This is a genomic window from Pseudomonas lijiangensis (assembly GCF_018968705.1).
Lineage (GTDB): Bacteria > Pseudomonadota > Gammaproteobacteria > Pseudomonadales > Pseudomonadaceae > Aquipseudomonas > Aquipseudomonas lijiangensis.
Window position 1 is genome coordinate 2,086,855 of sequence record NZ_CP076668.1, and the last position, 16,332, is coordinate 2,103,186.

At 60.2% G+C, this 16,332-nt stretch carries 18 protein-coding genes; all 18 read right to left on the reverse strand.

What is annotated here, in order from left to right:
- Nucleotides 1-2: 2 nt before the first annotated feature.
- Entirely contained in the window at nt 3-599 is a 597-nt protein-coding gene (nudK, locus tag KQP88_RS09125; protein ID WP_216705436.1) for a GDP-mannose pyrophosphatase NudK, read from the reverse strand.
- A complete protein-coding gene (mtnP, locus tag KQP88_RS09130; protein ID WP_198728262.1) occupies nt 596-1,504 on the reverse strand; it encodes an S-methyl-5'-thioadenosine phosphorylase in 909 nt (302 codons plus the stop codon). The genes nudK and mtnP overlap by 4 nt, the downstream gene beginning before the upstream one ends.
- On the reverse strand, nt 1,501-2,613 hold the full coding sequence (locus tag KQP88_RS09135; protein WP_216705437.1) for a fatty acid desaturase family protein: 1,113 nt from the start codon (nt 2,611-2,613) through the stop codon (nt 1,501-1,503). The genes mtnP and KQP88_RS09135 overlap by 4 nt, the downstream gene beginning before the upstream one ends.
- A 1-nt stretch (nt 2,614) precedes the next feature.
- Entirely contained in the window at nt 2,615-3,313 is a 699-nt protein-coding gene (locus KQP88_RS09140) for an HAD family hydrolase (RefSeq protein ID WP_216705438.1), read from the reverse strand.
- Nucleotides 3,310-4,680 (reverse strand): NAD(P)/FAD-dependent oxidoreductase, encoded by a 1,371-nt coding sequence (locus KQP88_RS09145; protein WP_216705439.1) that lies wholly within the window; start codon nt 4,678-4,680, stop codon nt 3,310-3,312. Before KQP88_RS09145 ends, KQP88_RS09140 begins: the two co-directional genes overlap by 4 nt.
- Nucleotides 4,661-5,749 (reverse strand): DegT/DnrJ/EryC1/StrS family aminotransferase, encoded by a 1,089-nt coding sequence (locus KQP88_RS09150; RefSeq protein ID WP_216705440.1) that lies wholly within the window; start codon nt 5,747-5,749, stop codon nt 4,661-4,663. Before KQP88_RS09150 ends, KQP88_RS09145 begins: the two co-directional genes overlap by 20 nt.
- Nucleotides 5,746-6,258, reverse strand: coding sequence for an NUDIX hydrolase (locus KQP88_RS09155; RefSeq protein ID WP_216705441.1), 513 nt, complete (start codon nt 6,256-6,258; stop codon nt 5,746-5,748). Before KQP88_RS09155 ends, KQP88_RS09150 begins: the two co-directional genes overlap by 4 nt.
- Complete coding sequence (locus KQP88_RS09160) at nt 6,259-7,368, reverse strand: DegT/DnrJ/EryC1/StrS family aminotransferase (RefSeq protein ID WP_216705442.1); 1,110 nt, start codon at nt 7,366-7,368, stop codon at nt 6,259-6,261. It lies immediately after the preceding gene.
- Between the two features lie 38 nt (nt 7,369-7,406).
- Nucleotides 7,407-8,417 carry a Gfo/Idh/MocA family protein gene (locus KQP88_RS09165; RefSeq protein ID WP_216705443.1) on the reverse strand — a complete coding sequence of 337 codons (1,011 nt, stop codon included), beginning with the start codon at nt 8,415-8,417 and terminating at the stop codon, nt 7,407-7,409.
- A 662-nt stretch (nt 8,418-9,079) separates the two neighbouring features.
- Nucleotides 9,080-10,165: a type III secretion system export apparatus subunit SctU gene (gene sctU / locus KQP88_RS09170; RefSeq protein WP_216705444.1), complete on the reverse strand. Its 1,086-nt coding sequence runs from the start codon at nt 10,163-10,165 to the stop codon at nt 9,080-9,082.
- Between the two features lie 24 nt (nt 10,166-10,189).
- The gene (gene sctT, locus KQP88_RS09175; protein WP_216705445.1) at nt 10,190-10,987 is read right to left on the reverse strand and encodes a type III secretion system export apparatus subunit SctT; all 798 of its coding nucleotides are present in this window, start codon (nt 10,985-10,987) and stop codon (nt 10,190-10,192) included.
- 1 nt (nt 10,988) lies between these two features.
- Nucleotides 10,989-11,249, reverse strand: a complete 261-nt coding sequence (sctS, locus tag KQP88_RS09180; protein ID WP_025259563.1) for a type III secretion system export apparatus subunit SctS — start codon at nt 11,247-11,249, stop codon at nt 10,989-10,991.
- Nucleotides 11,250-11,263: 14 nt separating this feature from the next.
- A complete protein-coding gene (gene sctR / locus KQP88_RS09185; RefSeq protein ID WP_025259564.1) occupies nt 11,264-11,917 on the reverse strand; it encodes a type III secretion system export apparatus subunit SctR in 654 nt (217 codons plus the stop codon).
- Complete coding sequence (gene sctQ, locus KQP88_RS09190) at nt 11,914-12,978, reverse strand: type III secretion system cytoplasmic ring protein SctQ (protein ID WP_216705446.1); 1,065 nt, start codon at nt 12,976-12,978, stop codon at nt 11,914-11,916. The genes sctR and sctQ overlap by 4 nt, the downstream gene beginning before the upstream one ends.
- Before the next feature lies 1 nt (nt 12,979).
- On the reverse strand, nt 12,980-13,543 hold the full coding sequence (locus KQP88_RS09195; RefSeq protein WP_200993127.1) for a type III secretion system HrpP C-terminal domain-containing protein: 564 nt from the start codon (nt 13,541-13,543) through the stop codon (nt 12,980-12,982).
- The gene (locus KQP88_RS09200; RefSeq protein WP_025259567.1) at nt 13,540-14,004 is read right to left on the reverse strand and encodes a hypothetical protein; all 465 of its coding nucleotides are present in this window, start codon (nt 14,002-14,004) and stop codon (nt 13,540-13,542) included. Before KQP88_RS09200 ends, KQP88_RS09195 begins: the two co-directional genes overlap by 4 nt.
- A complete protein-coding gene (locus tag KQP88_RS09205; RefSeq protein ID WP_198728274.1) occupies nt 13,991-15,334 on the reverse strand; it encodes a FliI/YscN family ATPase in 1,344 nt (447 codons plus the stop codon). Before KQP88_RS09205 ends, KQP88_RS09200 begins: the two co-directional genes overlap by 14 nt.
- Nucleotides 15,335-15,345: 11 nt before the next feature.
- Nucleotides 15,346-16,332, reverse strand: coding sequence for an FHA domain-containing protein (locus KQP88_RS09210; RefSeq protein ID WP_216705447.1), 987 nt, complete (start codon nt 16,330-16,332; stop codon nt 15,346-15,348).

Sequence of the window (16,332 nt, forward strand, 5' to 3'; positions counted from 1 at the left end):
CCTCACTCCAGCAGTCGATGCAGTTTGGCGTATTGCAGGAGCATGATGGTCTTGCCGTCGCAGATCGCGCCGGTCTCGATCATCGACAGCGCTTCGTCCAGAGGCAGTTCGAGGACTTCGATGTCTTCGCCTTCGTCCTCCAGACCTCCACCGGCGCTCAGTTTGTCTTCGTCAAAATACTCCCCGACAAAAAAGTACAAGCGTTCGGTAACCGATCCCGGGCTCATGAAGGCTTCGAACACCTTGCGCACTTCCTGAATGCGATAACCGGTTTCCTCCTCGGTTTCCTTGCGGATGCAGGTCTGAGGATCGTCCCGGTCCAGCAGCCCGGCACAGGTTTCGATCAGCATGCCGTCGTGTTCGTTGACGAAGGCAGGAAAGCGGAACTGCCGGGTCAGGACGACCGTCTGTTTCAGCTTGCTGTAGAGCAGGATGGTTGCGCCGTTGCCCCGGTCATAGGTTTCACGGGTCAGGGTGCTCCAGGTGCCGTTGTTGCTCTGAAAGTCGTACGTGGTCTTGCGCAGGACGTACCAGTTGTCCGACAGCACTTCGACCTTCTTGATCTGCACCCGGTCCTTGGTAGGAATGGCCTTGCTCATGGCTTGGCTCCCAGGTGGGTGGCGTTGGGCGCAACGGTCAGCAGGCGTGCGACCATTTCCGGGTCGCGATGCTCCGGTGCGGTCATCACGGCCGTATCCAGCGCGTGGTCGCACCCGGCTGAACAAGCGCCCTGATGTTCACCCAGGCGGGTGACGGCTTCGGTGACCAGACGGCGGGTCAGGGTAAAGGTGTCGGCCATGCGCTGGGCAACCAGGGTGGCGTTCACGTCTTCGTGGGACTCGTGCCAGCAATCGAAGTCGGTGGGGATGGCAATCATCGCGTAGCAAAGCTCCGCTTCGCGGGCCAGCTTGGCTTCGGGCATGGCGGTCATGCCGATCACGGTGCCGCCCCATTGGCGATAGAGGTGGGATTCGGCGCGGGTCGAAAACTGCGGTCCTTCCATGACCACGTAAGTGCCGCCATTGAGGGCTTGCACGTCAGCGGTTTCTGCGGCGGTTGCCAGTACCGAACGCATGCGTCCGCACACCGGGTCGCCAAATGGCACATGACCGACCAGACCCGGTCCGAAGAACGTCTTGTCACGCTTGATCGTGCGATCGATGTATTGATCGATCAGCACGAAGCTGCCCGGTGGCGCATCGTGGGTCAGGCTGCCCACGGCACTTACCGATAACACCTGGGTACAGCCGACACTGCGCAGCGCGGCGATGTTGGCCCGCACATTGATGAAGGCTGGCGGGATGGTGTGCCCGACGCCGTGGCGCTGCACGAAGGCCACCGGCACATTGTTGAGCGTACCCAGGGTGATGGCTGACGAAGGTTTGCCGAACGCGGTCTCGCATTCGACCAACTCGATATCCTTCAGGCCGGGCAGTTGTTGAAGACCGCTGCCGCCAATGATGCCGATACGTTGAACCTGCTGCTGTGTCGATGAGTTATTCACACGCTGCCTCTCGTATTCAGGGTGTTTTCTGGGTGTCCGGTGGTCACCAGACGTTCATACAGTTCGGAAAGCGCAGTGGGTGCGCTGCCGCGCTTGAGCAGCAGGCCTTCACTGGCGTTGTTGCTGTAGCGGGGTTCATGAATCTTCAGGTGTCGGTCGATGGCTGGCAGGTAGTTCCAGCGAACGCCGGGGTACAGCGAGTGGGCCAGATGGTAGGCATCGGACGTCGGTGCGATGAACACGCGGATCAGCCATCCGCTGATGCCGAAATAATCGGTAGGGCGGCCTGCCAGGTATTCGAGGTCGCGTCGGTCTCGGGAGGTTCCTTCGACAAACCAGCGGTGTTCGGTGAGCAGCGAGACCCAGGCAAAGACCGGGTATGAGGTCATCAGCGGGACCAGCCAGCCAAACAGCACGCCTTTCCAGCCTCCAGCCCAGTAAAGCAGGGCGGCGACGGCTATCAGACACAGCACCCGGACCACCGTCGTCAGCCGCGAATGGTTCAACAGGCTGTTGCGTGCCATGGTTGTCAGGTTGACCCAGGCACCACCGGGTGTCAGCGGGTAAAGCAGCAGCGCATGGAAACTGCTGGAGGAAATCCCCGCCACATAACCACCGGCCTGGACCCTGGCCCGGTTTGGATCACGCTCGGGGTGATTGGGGTTGCGATGGTGTTCCATCGTGTGGGTCTGATGGCGACTGCGCATGTCGCGCTTGAACGCCGGAAACTGATAGAAAACGTTACTCAGCCACCACTGCCATGCATGGTTGGGGCACAACGCGAAATGCACGGCGTTGTGTCCGAACTCCTGCAGGGCGCGCAGGCGTCCGCCGCTCCAGAGCACCACCACCAGCCACATCAGCGGCGTCGAGTAGATCGATGCCAGCAGCACGGCGGCCACGATATCCAGCCAGGTCCAGATGAAGGGCAGCGGTGCGAGCCATCCATCCCATGGCCGGTAGTAGTGTTCCTTGCGGCCAGCAATCCGTGGCTCCAGTTTCAGCAACCGCAGAATGCGCTGATGGTCGCGGTAGTAAAAGGCGACCAGCGCGCGCAATGCCAATGCAGTCGCGATCAGGCCGATCAGCACCATGTGCGAGGTGGTCATGTCAGGCCTCCCCGGTTTCGGCGCAGAGAGCCTGAGCAGGTGCAAAACGTTGCAGCAGTTCGTCCAGGCTGCTGAACAGCGGCGCACCACTGACGCGCAGTCGTTCGCTGTTCTGATGGCCTGTCGAGACCAGTACCGGTGACCAGCCCACTGCATTCGCCACCTCGAAATCGTGCAGTGTGTCGCCGACGAACAGGGTGCGTGAGGCGGGTGTCCCCAGCGTTTCTTGCAGCACAATGGCTTCGGCCGTCTTGCTGGTCGCCTGGTTATGGCTCAGCCCCACGACATGTTCGAAATAGTCATACAGGCCTTTGGCCCGAAGGGTCTGCACCAGCACATCGCAATGCGACGCCGAGAGTATCGAGACGCCGATACCGGCTCGTTTTGCAGCGTCGAGAAACTCGATCACGCCCGGGTGCAGCGGACAGTGGGCGACATTTGCGTCGAAGTGTTCCAGATAACGCTGGACGATGGTGGAGAAGGGCACGCGATCCAGATCGAACCCGAGCGCCGCGTAGAAACCGGCAATGGGAAAGTCGAACTGAGCCCGATACCGCTCAGCGGTAATGGGCGGGACATCGAAGTGCTCGCCGCAGCGATTCACGGCGAAGACAGCAAGATCGATATCGTCGATCAAGGTACCGTTCCAGTCGAACACCACATGTTCGATACCGGAAAAATGCAGGGGGTCGTCGATCATGGTCGGGTGATCCTGGGAAATAGGGCATTGAGTGCGATGCGCGACACAATCGCCGGCGCGTAGAGCCGGCTGGGGTCCATCACCAGATTGGTCACACCGATCTGTGTTTCCAGCGCCCGGCGATTGTTTGCCGAGAGCTTGCCAAGTCCGGCGCCGTACCAATGGTCGAAGCGGGTGCGCCAGGTGCGTTCACCGCAGGTTTCCGGGAAGCGGAAATCCTCGGTCGTGGCCATGTTCCAGGCACCGTCGACCACGCCACACAACAAGCCTTGCAACTGATGACAACTGAGCGAGGGCGTCAGCAGCGCGTGCAGGTGGTTTTCGATGCAGTCGGCTTCGAGTGCGCCGATGGTCATGCCCTGGCTGTACAGCGGGTTCATGCTGCTCAGGGCATCCCCCACGACCAGCAAACCTTCGGGCCAGTGTTCGAGGCGGTCGTAATGGGTGCGGCGGCTGCCGGGCATCTTGAACGTGAAGACCTCCGACAGCGGCTCGGCCTCGCGGATGACTTCGTGGATATCAGGCACCGGCAGGTTGGCCAGAGCCTGCAGAAAGTCGTCCGGGTCCTTGCCGGGAAAGTGGCCGAACCAGCCACCGGTGGTCACCATCCAGCGGTCACCCTCGATGGGGCTGATGACCCCCATGGAGCGTTGTTCCGGAGCCGTTGGCAACACCAGCAGCACCTGCCATTGCTCGGCGAAAGCGGGGAGCCGCTTGTAGATGCGCGATGCATAACCCAGCTCGGTCTTGACCACGCTGTTCTGCACCGTGCCGAAGCCGGCCTCTTTCAGCCAGGAGGGCATGTGCGTGCCCCGGCCGCTGGAGTCCACCAGCAGGTCGCAGGGCAGGTGTTGCGCACCTGAGCCGTTGTCGATGTTCACGCCTTTGACATGGCGTTGTCCTTCGGCACCGGCAAACTCGATCCCTGTCACTCGCGTGCCGGACAGAATCTCGACCTGCGGCACCGTCGTCAGGCAGCGGCGCAACTGGTTGTCGATGAGTCTGCGGCTGCAATAGTGGGCATGGATGCCGCTGCGATAACGGTTTTTCCAGCGACCGCGCTGATACCACTTCACGTCGTGCCCCAGGTCCGCTACCTGGGCACCGTCCTGTTCCAGCGCACTCAGCAGGCCCGGGAAAATGCCTTCCATGATCTGCTTGCCGCGCAACAGCAGAAGATGCACGTGGTGTTCCTGTGGAAGGCTCTGGCGCGGACCGGTTTCGTCGTAGAAATCACTTTTCTCGATCACGGTGACACGCTCGAAGCGCCGCGCCAGCACGGCAGCGGTCAGGCAGCCGGTCACGCTGCCGCCGATCACCACCGCATGGCCCGAGCGTGTGCCCGATTCAGTTGGGAGAGTAGTCATTGAGCACCTTGGCGATGTAATGCAGGTCGTCGTCCTTCAGATCCGGGTGCAATGGCACCGTCGTCAATGAACGCAGCAACCTGGCGGCGTTGGGGCAATCGCGGTGATACCGGGTCAGTAACGGCAGTTGGTACAGCGGCTGGTTGTCGTACTTGCCGATATCGGACTCGATACCGTGCCGCTGCTGGTAATGCACCAGTTGGCGACCGTCATGCCCCACCGATTGCAGCAACAGCGAATAGCCGTTCACCACGCCACCAGGGACCACCGGCATTTCACGAAACGCCGGGTTGTCCAGCAGACCCAGAAGCCGTTCGCGGTTGCTCAGGCGTTGCTCCAGATGCGTGCCGAGCTGACGTGAGCGGGCCAGGCCCAGGGCCGCCTGCAGGCCGCCCAGTTTCAGGTTGATGCCCAGGGATTCGCCGGTCAGATTGCCGAAACGGGTGTAGGCGCGAATCCGACGTGCCCGCTCATCGTCATCGGTCATCACGAAGCCGCCTTCGCCGGTGGAGATGAACTTGCAGTCATGGGTGCTGAAGCAACTGATGTCGCCATGACGTGCCAGCCATGTTCCGTCCAGACGGGTCATGTGGGCGTGGGCCAGATCCTGGATCAGCGGGATTCCGGCTTCCTTTACAAAAGTCCAGGTCGCGTTCGAGTTGATCGGGTAACCCCACATCGGTACTTCGATCACTGCACAGGTCCGAGGCCTGATACAGCGCCGCAGATCCAGTGGATCCAGACCGAAACTGTCCGGCGCGACATCGCAGAACACCGGCACAAGCCCCATCGCGAGAATGGGCAGTACCGTACAGATCGGTCCTGTCGGGGCGACGATGACTTCATCGCCCGGACGGAAGTCGACGCCGGCCAGCGCGGCCGTCACCGAAGCCGCACCGGACGAAACGCTGATCACATGCTTGATGCCGTACAGCGCAGACATCGCGGCTTCGTACTCCTCGACAATGGGCGAAGTGCCGGTCAGGCCCGAGTGCAGGGCCCTTTCCAGCTCGCGCAGGTCGTCAGCCGAGTGCAGGGTGCCTTTCTGGGTAATGGTTCTCAGGTTCATGACGACACCTTTTTCCCCACCAGATCCCACAGCGCATCGTCTGCGAAGACTCGGTCTACCATTCGCCGGAAGTTGGGAAACATCTGCAGCGATGCCGTTTCCCGATGACTGAAGAAGCGCGCATTTTCCACCTCTCTGTCGTCCGGGCAGGCGAGCAGAGGGGTTGCCGTGACATAGATCAGGTCCAGGTGATAGTGCGGCCCGCGCTTGTCATCGATGTATTCGCACAACACCCGATAGGGTTGGTGCAAGACGGTGACGTCGGTTTCGATATCGGCGAGTTCTTCATCGCGCTCGCCGAGCAGTTCGGCGCGGATGCCCGTTTCCTCGAAAATCTCCCTCAGCACGGCTACGTCGGGTGTTTCTCCCTGTTCGATGTGGCCGCCCGGATACAACCAGACACCGAGCTTGCGGTGATGCAACAGCAGCATCTTCCGGTCCGGGTTCAAGACGAACCCGGACGCGGTGAAATGCCGATCCAATTGTGAGCGATCGAGAGGGGCCGTCATTCAGGCGGCACCGTACTGGTTGATGCGTTCTGCCATGTAGTCCAGTTCCGTCTGGGTAATATCCGGATGAACCGGAATTGTCGTCATGCCTGCCAGCAGGGCTTCGGCATTTGGACACTCGTTGCGGTATTGGGCAAGTGCCGGGAATTCATAGAGCGCCTTGCAGCCATAGCGCTTGATGTCGGAAGGGATGCCCGCATCATCGAGGTAGTCGATGAAAGCACGGTTGTCGGCAAAATGTAGCTCAAGGTTGAGAAAGTAATAGTTCGGCAGGCCGCCATCGATGATTTTTTTCTCCCGGACCTTGCTGTGATCCAGCTTGCTCAGGAAGTAGGCCGCGTTCTCCCGGCGTTTCTCGATTTGCCCGGCCAGTGACGCCAGACGGCTGCCGCCCAGAGCTGCCGGCAGTGCCGCGAGCTTGTAATTGAGGCCGAAATCCTTGCCATTGAGGTTGCCGAAGCGGCTGTAGTCGCGGCAGCGCTTTGCCAGTGCATCGTCGTCGGTGAGGATGAAACCGCCTTCTCCGGTCGCCAGTGGCTTGCGCTCGTGGGTGCTGAAGCAGGACAGGTCACCGAACTGCGACAGTGGACGGCCCTGCAGGGTCGTGCCATGGGAATGAGCCAGGTCCAGAATCAGCTTGATGCCCAGTTCATGGGTCAGCAGGCGCAACTCGTCGACTTCGGTCGGGTATCCCCACATCGGGATGTCGATGATGGCCTTGGTGTTCGGCGTGATGCGAGCCTTGATCGAGGCCGGGTCTGCACCGAAGCCATGGGCGCGGGTATCGACGAAGATGGGGTTGGCGCCGGCGGCAATGATCGGGTAGATGGTACACAGCGGGCAGCTAGGCGTCAGCAGGACGTCATCGCCCGGGCCTACGCCCGATGCATAAATAGCCACGCTGAGGGCTGCGCCGCCTGACGACACGGCAATGGCATGCTGTGCCTCGAACCACTCGGCAAGTTTGCTTTCGTATTCGCCCACCACGTCGCTGGTGCCCGACAACGGACGTTCCAGGGTCAGTTTCATGGTGAGCAGGTCGTCCGCGTATACCGGGCGATATTTATCGGAAACGGGTGCGTTTACGGTATTTGAAAGATTGGCTGACATTTCATGTATTCCATTACAGGCTGTGGATGGACCGAGGCTCACGCGCTAAGGGCAAGGTTTTGTTCGGCGGCGTCGCAGATGCTCTCGATCACCTTGTAGGTCGCACGCAAGCTTTCAAAGCTCGCTTCAAAGGCGGTGTTGGTGCGCACGGCATGGAAGAACTTTTCCAGCTCGCCGAAATAACCGCTGCGCTCATAGCCCGAATCCAGTGGCCCAGGCTGCCACGCCCCACGCCAGCGTTTGGCAGTACCTGTGGCACTGGTGCCGTGTTCCGGCTCGTGCATGGTGATGTTCCAGAGGTTGTTGAGCTCCACCATCATCGAGTTCGAGCTGACAATCTTCATGTCGAATTCAAAGTAGGGGAACAGGGTGCCGCTGAGCAGGCTGACACTGGCACCTGTGGTGAATTGCAGCTCGAGGCTGACCAGCAACGAGTCGCCATGACGCTGCACCCGGGACTCGATATCACGCAGTTCGCCGCCACCGAAGGTCACGCCCAGGTCGATGGTGTGAATGGCCTGGGCCAGCAGGAAGGAACGCAGTGTCGAGTCCAGGCCCCAGAGCGGCGACGTGGGTTTGCTTGCATAGTGGTTGAGCTGAACATGCACGGTCTGGCCGAACTGTTCGGTGCTGGTCATCTTGCGCAACTGCTGCATGGGCTTGGCGAACTTGAAGTTCATGCCGACGCCGGTAACCACTTTGGCATCGTTGCTGGCAGTGATCAGCGCTTCTAGTTCGTCAAGGGTGAAGCAAGGTGGTTTCTCGACGAATACGTGTACACCCTTGGCCATGGCCTTGAACGAAAGGTCGCGGTGCGCCTGGGGCGGGCAGGCCATGACCACCGCATCGAGTCTGGCGGATGCCAGCATTTCGTCGAAGCTGTCGGTGATCATCACGTTGGATACGAAACGATTGATTTGTTCGGCACGGGTACGGTCACTGTCGCAGACCGCCACGATACGAATATCCGGCATTTGCAGAAGTGTGGGCAGCAGATTTTCCTGCATCTGTGCGCCGAGACCAACGATACCAACTCTGAGTCCAGTCATAGTTATCTCCATCTTGGAAAGATTAATATTTCATTGGAAGTACGGACGAGCGCGTACACGAATTCCGTAACGGATTGTCGGGCGGACAAACCGAAGAAGTTCAGCGTTCGTTTTAAACGGTTAGAGCAAGGGGTGTGTATTGAGCCGGCTAATGAAAATGCTCTTCGCTGTTTTCAGCCAGTCTTGTGAGGGGTGTCATCAAGTCAGGAGTATTAAGGGGCTGCCGGGTGTCGCAAGCGTCGCGCATCAGGTCTTGAGAGCGGGGTGTGGGGATGTTCCCGAACCGGGAGCGCAATGAGATTGCAGGGGCCGGGTTTGCTTCGGAAAGTGCGAACATTCTTGCGAACTGTTCATGTGTTGCCTTGAACGAAGAACGGCAGTTGCTTTTCTGATCAGTATTCATAATACAAATCTTCCGTGATTGCCTGATTCAAACTTCAACAGAGTCCGTGTTGAAGCCACTTCGTCAGTATGTCTTGCTGACTGAGTACGAGGCTGAATCTATAGGCGGGCTTTGTGCGTGGCAACCCGGTATATAGAACGGAAAATTATAAAAGGCAGTGCGTTATTTGTTCGTTGGGTATTAAGTGTTTTTGTTACTCTGGTAAGTAGATTGATTTATAAGGAAAAAATTCGGCGTATTTTCATTTGTTGATGAGGCCTCAATAGTGAGGCATCTCGATCGTGTCCCCTTTTGCCTGTTCATCGATTTCGCGCAACAAACGATAAACCTGCGCCACAGCCTGCAGGGTGGCCCGAGGAATGAACTGCCCGACGTTTTCGCGATACAGCGTCCGTGCCAGCCAGACGAAGCGCACCACAGGCACGCCAGCCTTGCGGGCGCGCTCGATGAGTTCCCGGGCATCGGCGTCGTGACCCTTGCAAATGATACGCGGCAGCGGAGTCTGGTCAGGGCGATAGAAGAGCGCCACGGCAAAGTGGGTCGGGTTGACCAGCAGCATGTCGGCGTCTTCGACCGGTGCCTGGGTCGGGGCCGCGGAGCCGGGTTTTTCGGAGATTTCCCGGGCCAGGGACTTGCGGTGGGACTTCATGTGCGGGTCGCCTTCGGACTCCTTGTATTCCTTGCGGATGTCTTCATGGCTCATGCGCTGACCTTTGATGAAGAAGTACTTCTGCAGGGCGAAGTCAAGGATTGCCAGCACCAGCAGCAAACCCAGACAGATACGTGACAGACGTCTGAACAGGTCGACCAGCGCTTTCCAGTAACTGTCCAGATCCGTCTGGGCAAGACCGATCAGGTCGCCCAGTGACGGCGGCAGCAGCCAATACAGCACGAGGGTGATCATCACCGCCTTGCACAGGCTGTTGAACAGGTTGAACAACTGGCGCGAAGAAAACATCTGCTGGAACTGATTGATGGGGTTCAGACGCTCGAAGTCCAGCTTCAGGGCCTCGGTGGCGAACAGCGGCCCGAACTGGACCCAGCCGCCCGCCAGGCGCATGACTACGGCAATCCCCAGGACCGGGAGCATGAACAGCAGCAACTCCAGGCCAGCCTTGGTCATCACCTCGCCAAGGGCGGCGCCGAAGGGCCGATCCAGCTCCATGATGGGCAGAATCATCAGCTCTTTGAGACGCTCCATGCCGGAGTCCACCATGGCCAGGATCATCTCGATCAAGGCCGCGAAAATGAACAGTTTGGGAATATCCTGACTTTGCCCGACCTGACCTTTCTTGCGTGCGTCGTCGAGCTTTTTCTGCGTGGGTTCTTCTGTTTTTTCGCTCATGGTCAGGCTTCCGGCAGAGGGCGGTCAGGGGATCTGCAACATCAGCGGCAGCAAGTGCTTCAAGTCTTTCAGTTCATCCAGGCGCCCTTCGCCAAGCCAGGTGAGCATGGGCATGTACAGCACCAGAAAGCCCAGGCCCACCAGACTCTTGGCAGGCATCGCCAGGGTCGAGACCTGCAGTTGCGGGCTGTACAGGCTGAGGATCGCCATGCCGAATTCGATCAGCAGCAACAGGCCTACCAGCGGCGCGGCGTACAGCACCATGAAGCGGAACGTGCTGGCGACCAGCTTGAGATAGACCTCGAACCCCTCGGGGCCTGTGACGGGTACCCATTGGGTGGCGGGCCAGATCAGATAACTGTCCCACATGATCTGGGTCAGGGTGGCGTAACCGCCGCCCAGGATCATCAGCAGGATCATGACCTGCTTGAGCATGTGGCCCAGTTCCGAGGTGTTGTCGCCCAGTGCCGGGTTGATCTGGCCGCCCACCAGCGCGCCACGCTGGTTGTCGAACAGGCAGCCGATGGACTCGAACAGCCAGAAGGGCATGGCCAGCAACAGGCCCAGCAGCAGACCGATGATGCTTTCCTTGAGCAGCAGCGCCGTCAGGTCCAGCCAGTCGAGGGTCTGACCGGTGAGAGACGCGCGAATGCCGGGCATCGGGAACAGGGCCAGGGCCAACACGATGGTGTGCCGCAGCATACCCTTGAGTTCGGTGAACGCGAACGCCGGAATCAGGAACAGGCACGGGTACAGCCTTGCCATGCCAATGGTCAGGGCAATGATCGATTCGCTGACTTCCTTGAACGGGAGTTCGAACATCTCAAGGCCTCGTCTGACCGATCATGTTGAAAGACAGGTAGGCCAGTTGCATGAGTTCGATACCTATCCAGCGTCCGGTCAGCGCCAGTGCCACGCCAACGGCAACCAGCTTGATGGCGAATGGCAGAGTCTGATCCTGCAACTGCATCACCGCCTGCAGCAGCGAGGTGATGACACCGACAATCACCGCCACGATCAGCGCCGGAGCGGACAGCACCACCACCAGCAACATGGCCTGCTTGAAAAGCGTCAGGGTTTCCATAAAGCCTCGGCGGATCACATGTAGCTGTAGAAGAGCCCGTCGAGCAGGCGGGTCCAGCCATCCACCAGCACGAACAGGAGGATTTTCAGCGGTAGCGAGATGGTCATCGGCGCAACCATCTGCATGCCCAGGGCCAGCAGAATGTTCGAGACAATCAGGTCGATGACGATGAACGGGATATAGATCAGAAAGCCGATCTGAAAGCCGGCCTGCAATTCGGACAGCACGAAGGCCGGCACCACCAGCAGCAGGTCATCGCGGCTGGCCTGGGACGACATTTCCTTGGGCCACATGCGCTGGGTGTTTTCCAGCAGATGGGTCTGGATGTCCGGGTCGATGTTGCGGGTCATGAACAGGCGCAGCGGCTCGATTACATGTTTGCCGGCGCTTTCCATGGCGGCAAAGTTGTCCAGCCGATCGGGGAGTTTCTTGACCCGTTGCCCCATTTCGTTGAACACCGGCGCCATGATGAACAGGGTGGCGGCCAGGGCAATGCCATACAGCGCCATGTTCGGCGGCGCCTGCTGGACACCGATGGCGTTGCGGGTGATCAGCAACACCATGGCGATCTTCAGGAAGGCCGTGCAGATGATCATCAGCAATGGCACCAGTGACAGGGCCCCAAGAAACAGGGCCAGCGTCAGTGGGTTGGCATCCTGCAGGTTCACCGCAAAGCTTCCATGCGGGTGATTTGCAGACCCAGACGTCCTTCGACATCCACCAACTCGCCATGTGCCAGGGCACGTTCGCCATGAAACAACATGGCATTGCCCGGCGCGCAGCCGTTGAAGGTCAGTACGGAGCCGACAGACAGTGAGCGCAACTGACCCAGACTCAGAGAAAGATTGCCCGCCCGCAACGTCAGGGCCAGGGCCAGATCGTTGAAGCGTTCCAGATCGTCGCTTCCGTCAGCTGCGTTTTCGGCGAAGTCTTCATGTTCCTGTAGATGGATATCGTCGAGCAGAATCGGGTTATCGCTGTCGGACGCCGCAAAGTGGTCGATAGTGGCATTCATGGTGTCTTGCTCCAGTTCGGTAAGGGTGAAGCACAATGCGTTGGCGGATTCCTGGACCAGGCTCAGGCGGCAGGAGCCCAGTTGCAGTATTCCGTGGCCATCGGGGGTAAACAGTGGGTGATCAGGCAGCAGCACATCGCCCGGGCGCAGGCCTTTCAATTGCTTGTAGGTCAGTGCCAGATGGCCCAGCAGCAACGGGGTATTGATGGGCCACGGCCAGGTCTTGCCGACGGACCTGTGCTGCCATTGGCCGCGATCCAGCAGGTCGAGCAGAGTGGCGGGCGGCGCGCTCAGCCGGGAGCAGACCCGCAAACCGTTGATGCGTGCTTCCAGCAGGCAGTCCAGCCCTTGTTCATTGGGCTGATCCAGCGGTTGCAGGGAGCCGAACAGGTGTTGCAGTTCCGGGCTCAGGTAATGGTTGTAAAGCTGCCAGTACCATTGATGGTCTTCGCTGTTGTCCGATTGCTGTAACAGAGCCGGGCAACTGGACAACAGGCCCAGCAGGGCTTCGGTGTTGGTCAGTCGCAAAGGTCCGGACGCACATTCCAGATGACCTTCGTCAACGCTCTGGCCGGGCATGGGCGCCAGGCGCAGGGCCAGTTGGCCTCTTTGCCGGTTGAGCTGGAAAGGCAGGCTCAGACCGGTGCCTATCCGCTGCCTGATCGAAGCCTCGGTGGTGCTGACGGGTCTGAGGGCAAGTGCCTGTGCATTCATTTCAGTGACCTGCCTGATCGAGAGTGAGCCTGACGCGACGTCCCAGCCGCTGGCTGAGCCATTCACGGCTGGCTTCGCGGTTTTCCTGACAGCGCTGCAAGGCGGTATCACGGGCAAAGCGCAGGGCAATATCCAGGCCGTCGCTGCGCGGGATGACCTGTACGGTTACCTTGCCCAGTTCCGGCAACTCGAAGATGGCCTCCATGGGTTCCATTTCGTTGCTGGCCAGGTGTTCCTCGATCGGGTTGAGCAGGGAATCCCACAAGGCTTCGACCGGTGCCGGTGGCAACGAGGCATTGCCGCCATGCTTTTCCCCGTCGCGCCAGCCATCGCTCAGCCCTTGTGGCTGGTCATTGCCCAGCCAGAAGACGTTGTCGTTGGACGCGGTCATCATCTGCTCGAAGAGTTCGCCTTCTTCCAGGGTTTCGTGAGGCACATGCTCGCCGCGCTCGTGCTTGATCGGCGTGGCGGTGTTCTCGCTGCTGCTGTTATTGCTGCTGCGCGGCTTGGGCGGCTCCTGCGGGCGAGGAGGCACGGGTTTGTGGGGCGCAGGCTTGGTGTTCATGAGGCCTCCCGAGCGAGATCCATCAGGTAGTCGAGTTTTTCAACATCACGCTGGCGTTTGCGCAGTTCCGTGTGGCTGTCGTCAGTCCACATTTTCTGCTGGCGATGTTCATGCTGCAGATTGCTCAGGTGCTTTTCGTTGCGCTCGATATGCCGGATGGTCTGACGTTCCTGTGCCAGCCAGTCATTCATTTCGCTCAGGGGCAGCGGGCGGTTCGAATGCCGCTCGCGCTGCTCGATGCGTGACTGCCGATAGGCCTGGTGCAGCGACTCAAGGTCCTGGGTCATCTGATGCAGACGGGTCTGCAACTCGTTGAGCACCTGGTTCTGGCGACGCCAGGCCTGTTCGGCCAGGGTCAGGCGATGGCGACGGATCGGCGCCAGGATATCCAGGGTTTCGCCAAGGCTGTTCATTTGCGGATCATTGGCCGAATCCAGCAGGTCAAGGTCATCGTGGGACATCAGCAGTTACCTGTATGAGGTGGTCCAGGGTGTCTTCCAGCGACACCGGATCTCGTAGCGATTGCTGCAGAAAATCCATGATCTGATCGCGTGATTGCACAGCGAAGTCGGTCAATGGATCGTTCCCCTGTTGGTACTCACCCAGCTTGATCAACATTTCAACTTGCTGATAAGCAGCCAACAGTCTGCGTATCTGTGTGGCACCCTTGACCTGTTCGGTTCCCACCACATTGCTCATCGTTCGACTCAGGCTGGTGAGAATGTCCACGGCCGGGTAATGGCCGCGCTCTGCCAGGCGCCGCGAGAGCACGATATGGCCGTCCAGCAGGGAGCGAACTTCGTCGGCCACCGGGTCGTTCATCGAGTCCTGCTCGATCAGAACCGAATACAGGGCCGTGATGGCGCCGGTTTTGGTTCGCCCGGCGCGCTCCACCAGACGCGGCAGCAGGCTGTAGACCGACGGCGGCAGCCCGCCGCGACCGGCCGGCTCGCCACTGGCCAGGCCGATCTCCCGCTGGGCCCGTGCGAAACGGGTGAGGGAGTCGATGATCAGCAGGGTTGATTTGCCTTGCTGTCGGAAGCCTTCGGCGATGGTGGTGGCGGTGAAGGCGGCCCGGGCGCGCTCCATGCTGCTGCGGTCCGACGTGGAGCAGACCAGCACGGTTCGCGAGCGCAGTTCTTCGTCCAGCTCGTGGTCGAGAAACTCGCGCAATTCACGTCCGCGCTCACCGATCAGACCGAACACAATCGCCTCGCAAGGCGTATTGCGCGCCATCTCTGCCAGCAGTGTGGTCTTGCCGCAACCGGCACCGGCGAACAGCCCGACCCGCTGGCCTTCGCCAAGGGTCAGAAGCCCGTCGATGGCGCGCAGGCCGGTGGACAGCGGCGCTTCGATCCTGGGTCGCTCGGTGGCGGGCGGCGCATCGCGAATCACCGGCTGGGCACCCGCTGCGCCTGACAGGGCAAAGGCCGAAGGTCCGTCACCGCTGAGCGAGCGGCCGAAACCATCCAGCACCGAGCCCAGCAGGTATTCACCCACCACCAGGCTATGGGGCTGGAACAGTGGCCGGACCGGCGCGCCGATGGCGATACCGTCCAGCGCCCCGAGGGCTGCGAGCAAGGTGTGTTGGCGGTCGAAGCCCACGATTTCGGCCATGACTTCACTGCCGTCGGCCCTACGTATTTCGCACAGATCCCCGATACGGGCCTGAGGCATATGGCTGTGCAAGAGAATGCCTTTGACACCGGCGATACGGCCCATGACCTCGACCGGTGCGCAGCGTTGCAGTCGCTCGCTGTGTTCCTGGCGCCAGCTGTCCAGAGGTGTCATGGTCGATTCCATCACCAGCTCACCTCCACACGCCGCTCACCCTCGAACACCACTTTGTGTTCGTTGATGTCCACGAAGCGCACGCCATCGACTTCATCGCCCAGGAACAGGCGTCGGCCATCGCTGGTCAGGACACTGGCCAGGCGTGTATTGCTGATCTGAATGATGGTGAAGGGCAGTTCGGCGGTGGCGGCGGGCAGGGCGTTGAGCACTTGCAGCGGGCTTTTGTACTGGCGATCGAAGTGCAACAGCATGCGCGAGGTGGATTGCAGCAGGTCGTCTTCGTCGAAAGGGCCGTGCAGGAAAATCTTTCCTTCTTCTTCGGCCAGGGTGATGCGCTTTTGCAGTTCGCGTTCTTCGAGCATCTTGGTGAGGACTTTCTTGACCTCGGTCGCATCCTTGAGCTCGATTTTGGAGGGCTTGATCGGCGCGGGTGGTGCAGGCTCCTGCTGATTGACCAGCCAGAACAACGCGCCCAGAAAGACCACCAGTGAACCGGCCAGCAGTAAAGGCCCGAGCAGTGAACGCGGTGTCCGCTTGAGTGCAGGTGCTTCACGCTCGGCCACAAGCTCCTCGGGTTCCGGCTCCGGTTCGGGGCTGTATGCCTGTTCGAGCTCCGGGTCGTTGAGGGCCTGTGCAAAGTCCCGCGCAGAAGTCTGAGGTTGTTCTTCGTCCTCTTCGGCCGGCCATTCGGTGTTGGCGCTGAGCACCGACAACCACACGCCATTGAGGGCAAAGGGCGTGCCCGGCTCAAGCTGGGTGATGCCCTCGATCTTGTGGCCCTCGCTGTCGGTGACGGCGCCTTCGCTGCTGGCCAGGGACCAGGTGCTGTCCACCAGCCGCAGCATGCAGTGGCTGTCCTTGATGCCGGGGTCGTACAGCGCAAGGTCTGCGCCGCTGGATGAGCCGATGCTCCATTGATCGCCGTTCAAGGGCAGTGCCGCGCCCCGATGCAGGCCGGTCAGTACCCGTAATTCGTAGTGTTTCTTGGTTTCCAT

What these genes read in the sequence shown, in the direction of transcription:
- KQP88_RS09210 (WP_216705447.1), bottom strand. Translation starts at nt 16,332, where the DNA reads ATGGAAACCAAGAAACACTACGAATTACGGGTACTGACCGGCCTGCAT.
- KQP88_RS09160 (WP_216705442.1), bottom strand. Translation starts at nt 7,368, where the DNA reads ATGTCAGCCAATCTTTCAAATACCGTAAACGCACCCGTTTCCGATAAA.
- sctU (WP_216705444.1), bottom strand. Translation starts at nt 10,165, where the DNA reads ATGAGCGAAAAAACAGAAGAACCCACGCAGAAAAAGCTCGACGACGCA.
- KQP88_RS09205 (WP_198728274.1), bottom strand. Translation starts at nt 15,334, where the DNA reads ATGACACCTCTGGACAGCTGGCGCCAGGAACACAGCGAGCGACTGCAA.
- KQP88_RS09165 (WP_216705443.1), bottom strand. Translation starts at nt 8,417, where the DNA reads ATGACTGGACTCAGAGTTGGTATCGTTGGTCTCGGCGCACAGATGCAG.
- KQP88_RS09140 (WP_216705438.1), bottom strand. Translation starts at nt 3,313, where the DNA reads ATGATCGACGACCCCCTGCATTTTTCCGGTATCGAACATGTGGTGTTC.
- sctS (WP_025259563.1), bottom strand. Translation starts at nt 11,249, where the DNA reads ATGGAAACCCTGACGCTTTTCAAGCAGGCCATGTTGCTGGTGGTGGTG.
- nudK (WP_216705436.1), bottom strand. Translation starts at nt 599, where the DNA reads ATGAGCAAGGCCATTCCTACCAAGGACCGGGTGCAGATCAAGAAGGTC.
- KQP88_RS09195 (WP_200993127.1), bottom strand. Translation starts at nt 13,543, where the DNA reads ATGAACACCAAGCCTGCGCCCCACAAACCCGTGCCTCCTCGCCCGCAG.
- KQP88_RS09145 (WP_216705439.1), bottom strand. Translation starts at nt 4,680, where the DNA reads ATGACTACTCTCCCAACTGAATCGGGCACACGCTCGGGCCATGCGGTG.
- sctT (WP_216705445.1), bottom strand. Translation starts at nt 10,987, where the DNA reads ATGTTCGAACTCCCGTTCAAGGAAGTCAGCGAATCGATCATTGCCCTG.
- sctQ (WP_216705446.1), bottom strand. Translation starts at nt 12,978, where the DNA reads ATGAATGCACAGGCACTTGCCCTCAGACCCGTCAGCACCACCGAGGCT.
- KQP88_RS09150 (WP_216705440.1), bottom strand. Translation starts at nt 5,749, where the DNA reads ATGAACCTGAGAACCATTACCCAGAAAGGCACCCTGCACTCGGCTGAC.
- KQP88_RS09200 (WP_025259567.1), bottom strand. Translation starts at nt 14,004, where the DNA reads ATGTCCCACGATGACCTTGACCTGCTGGATTCGGCCAATGATCCGCAA.
- KQP88_RS09155 (WP_216705441.1), bottom strand. Translation starts at nt 6,258, where the DNA reads ATGACGGCCCCTCTCGATCGCTCACAATTGGATCGGCATTTCACCGCG.
- KQP88_RS09135 (WP_216705437.1), bottom strand. Translation starts at nt 2,613, where the DNA reads ATGACCACCTCGCACATGGTGCTGATCGGCCTGATCGCGACTGCATTG.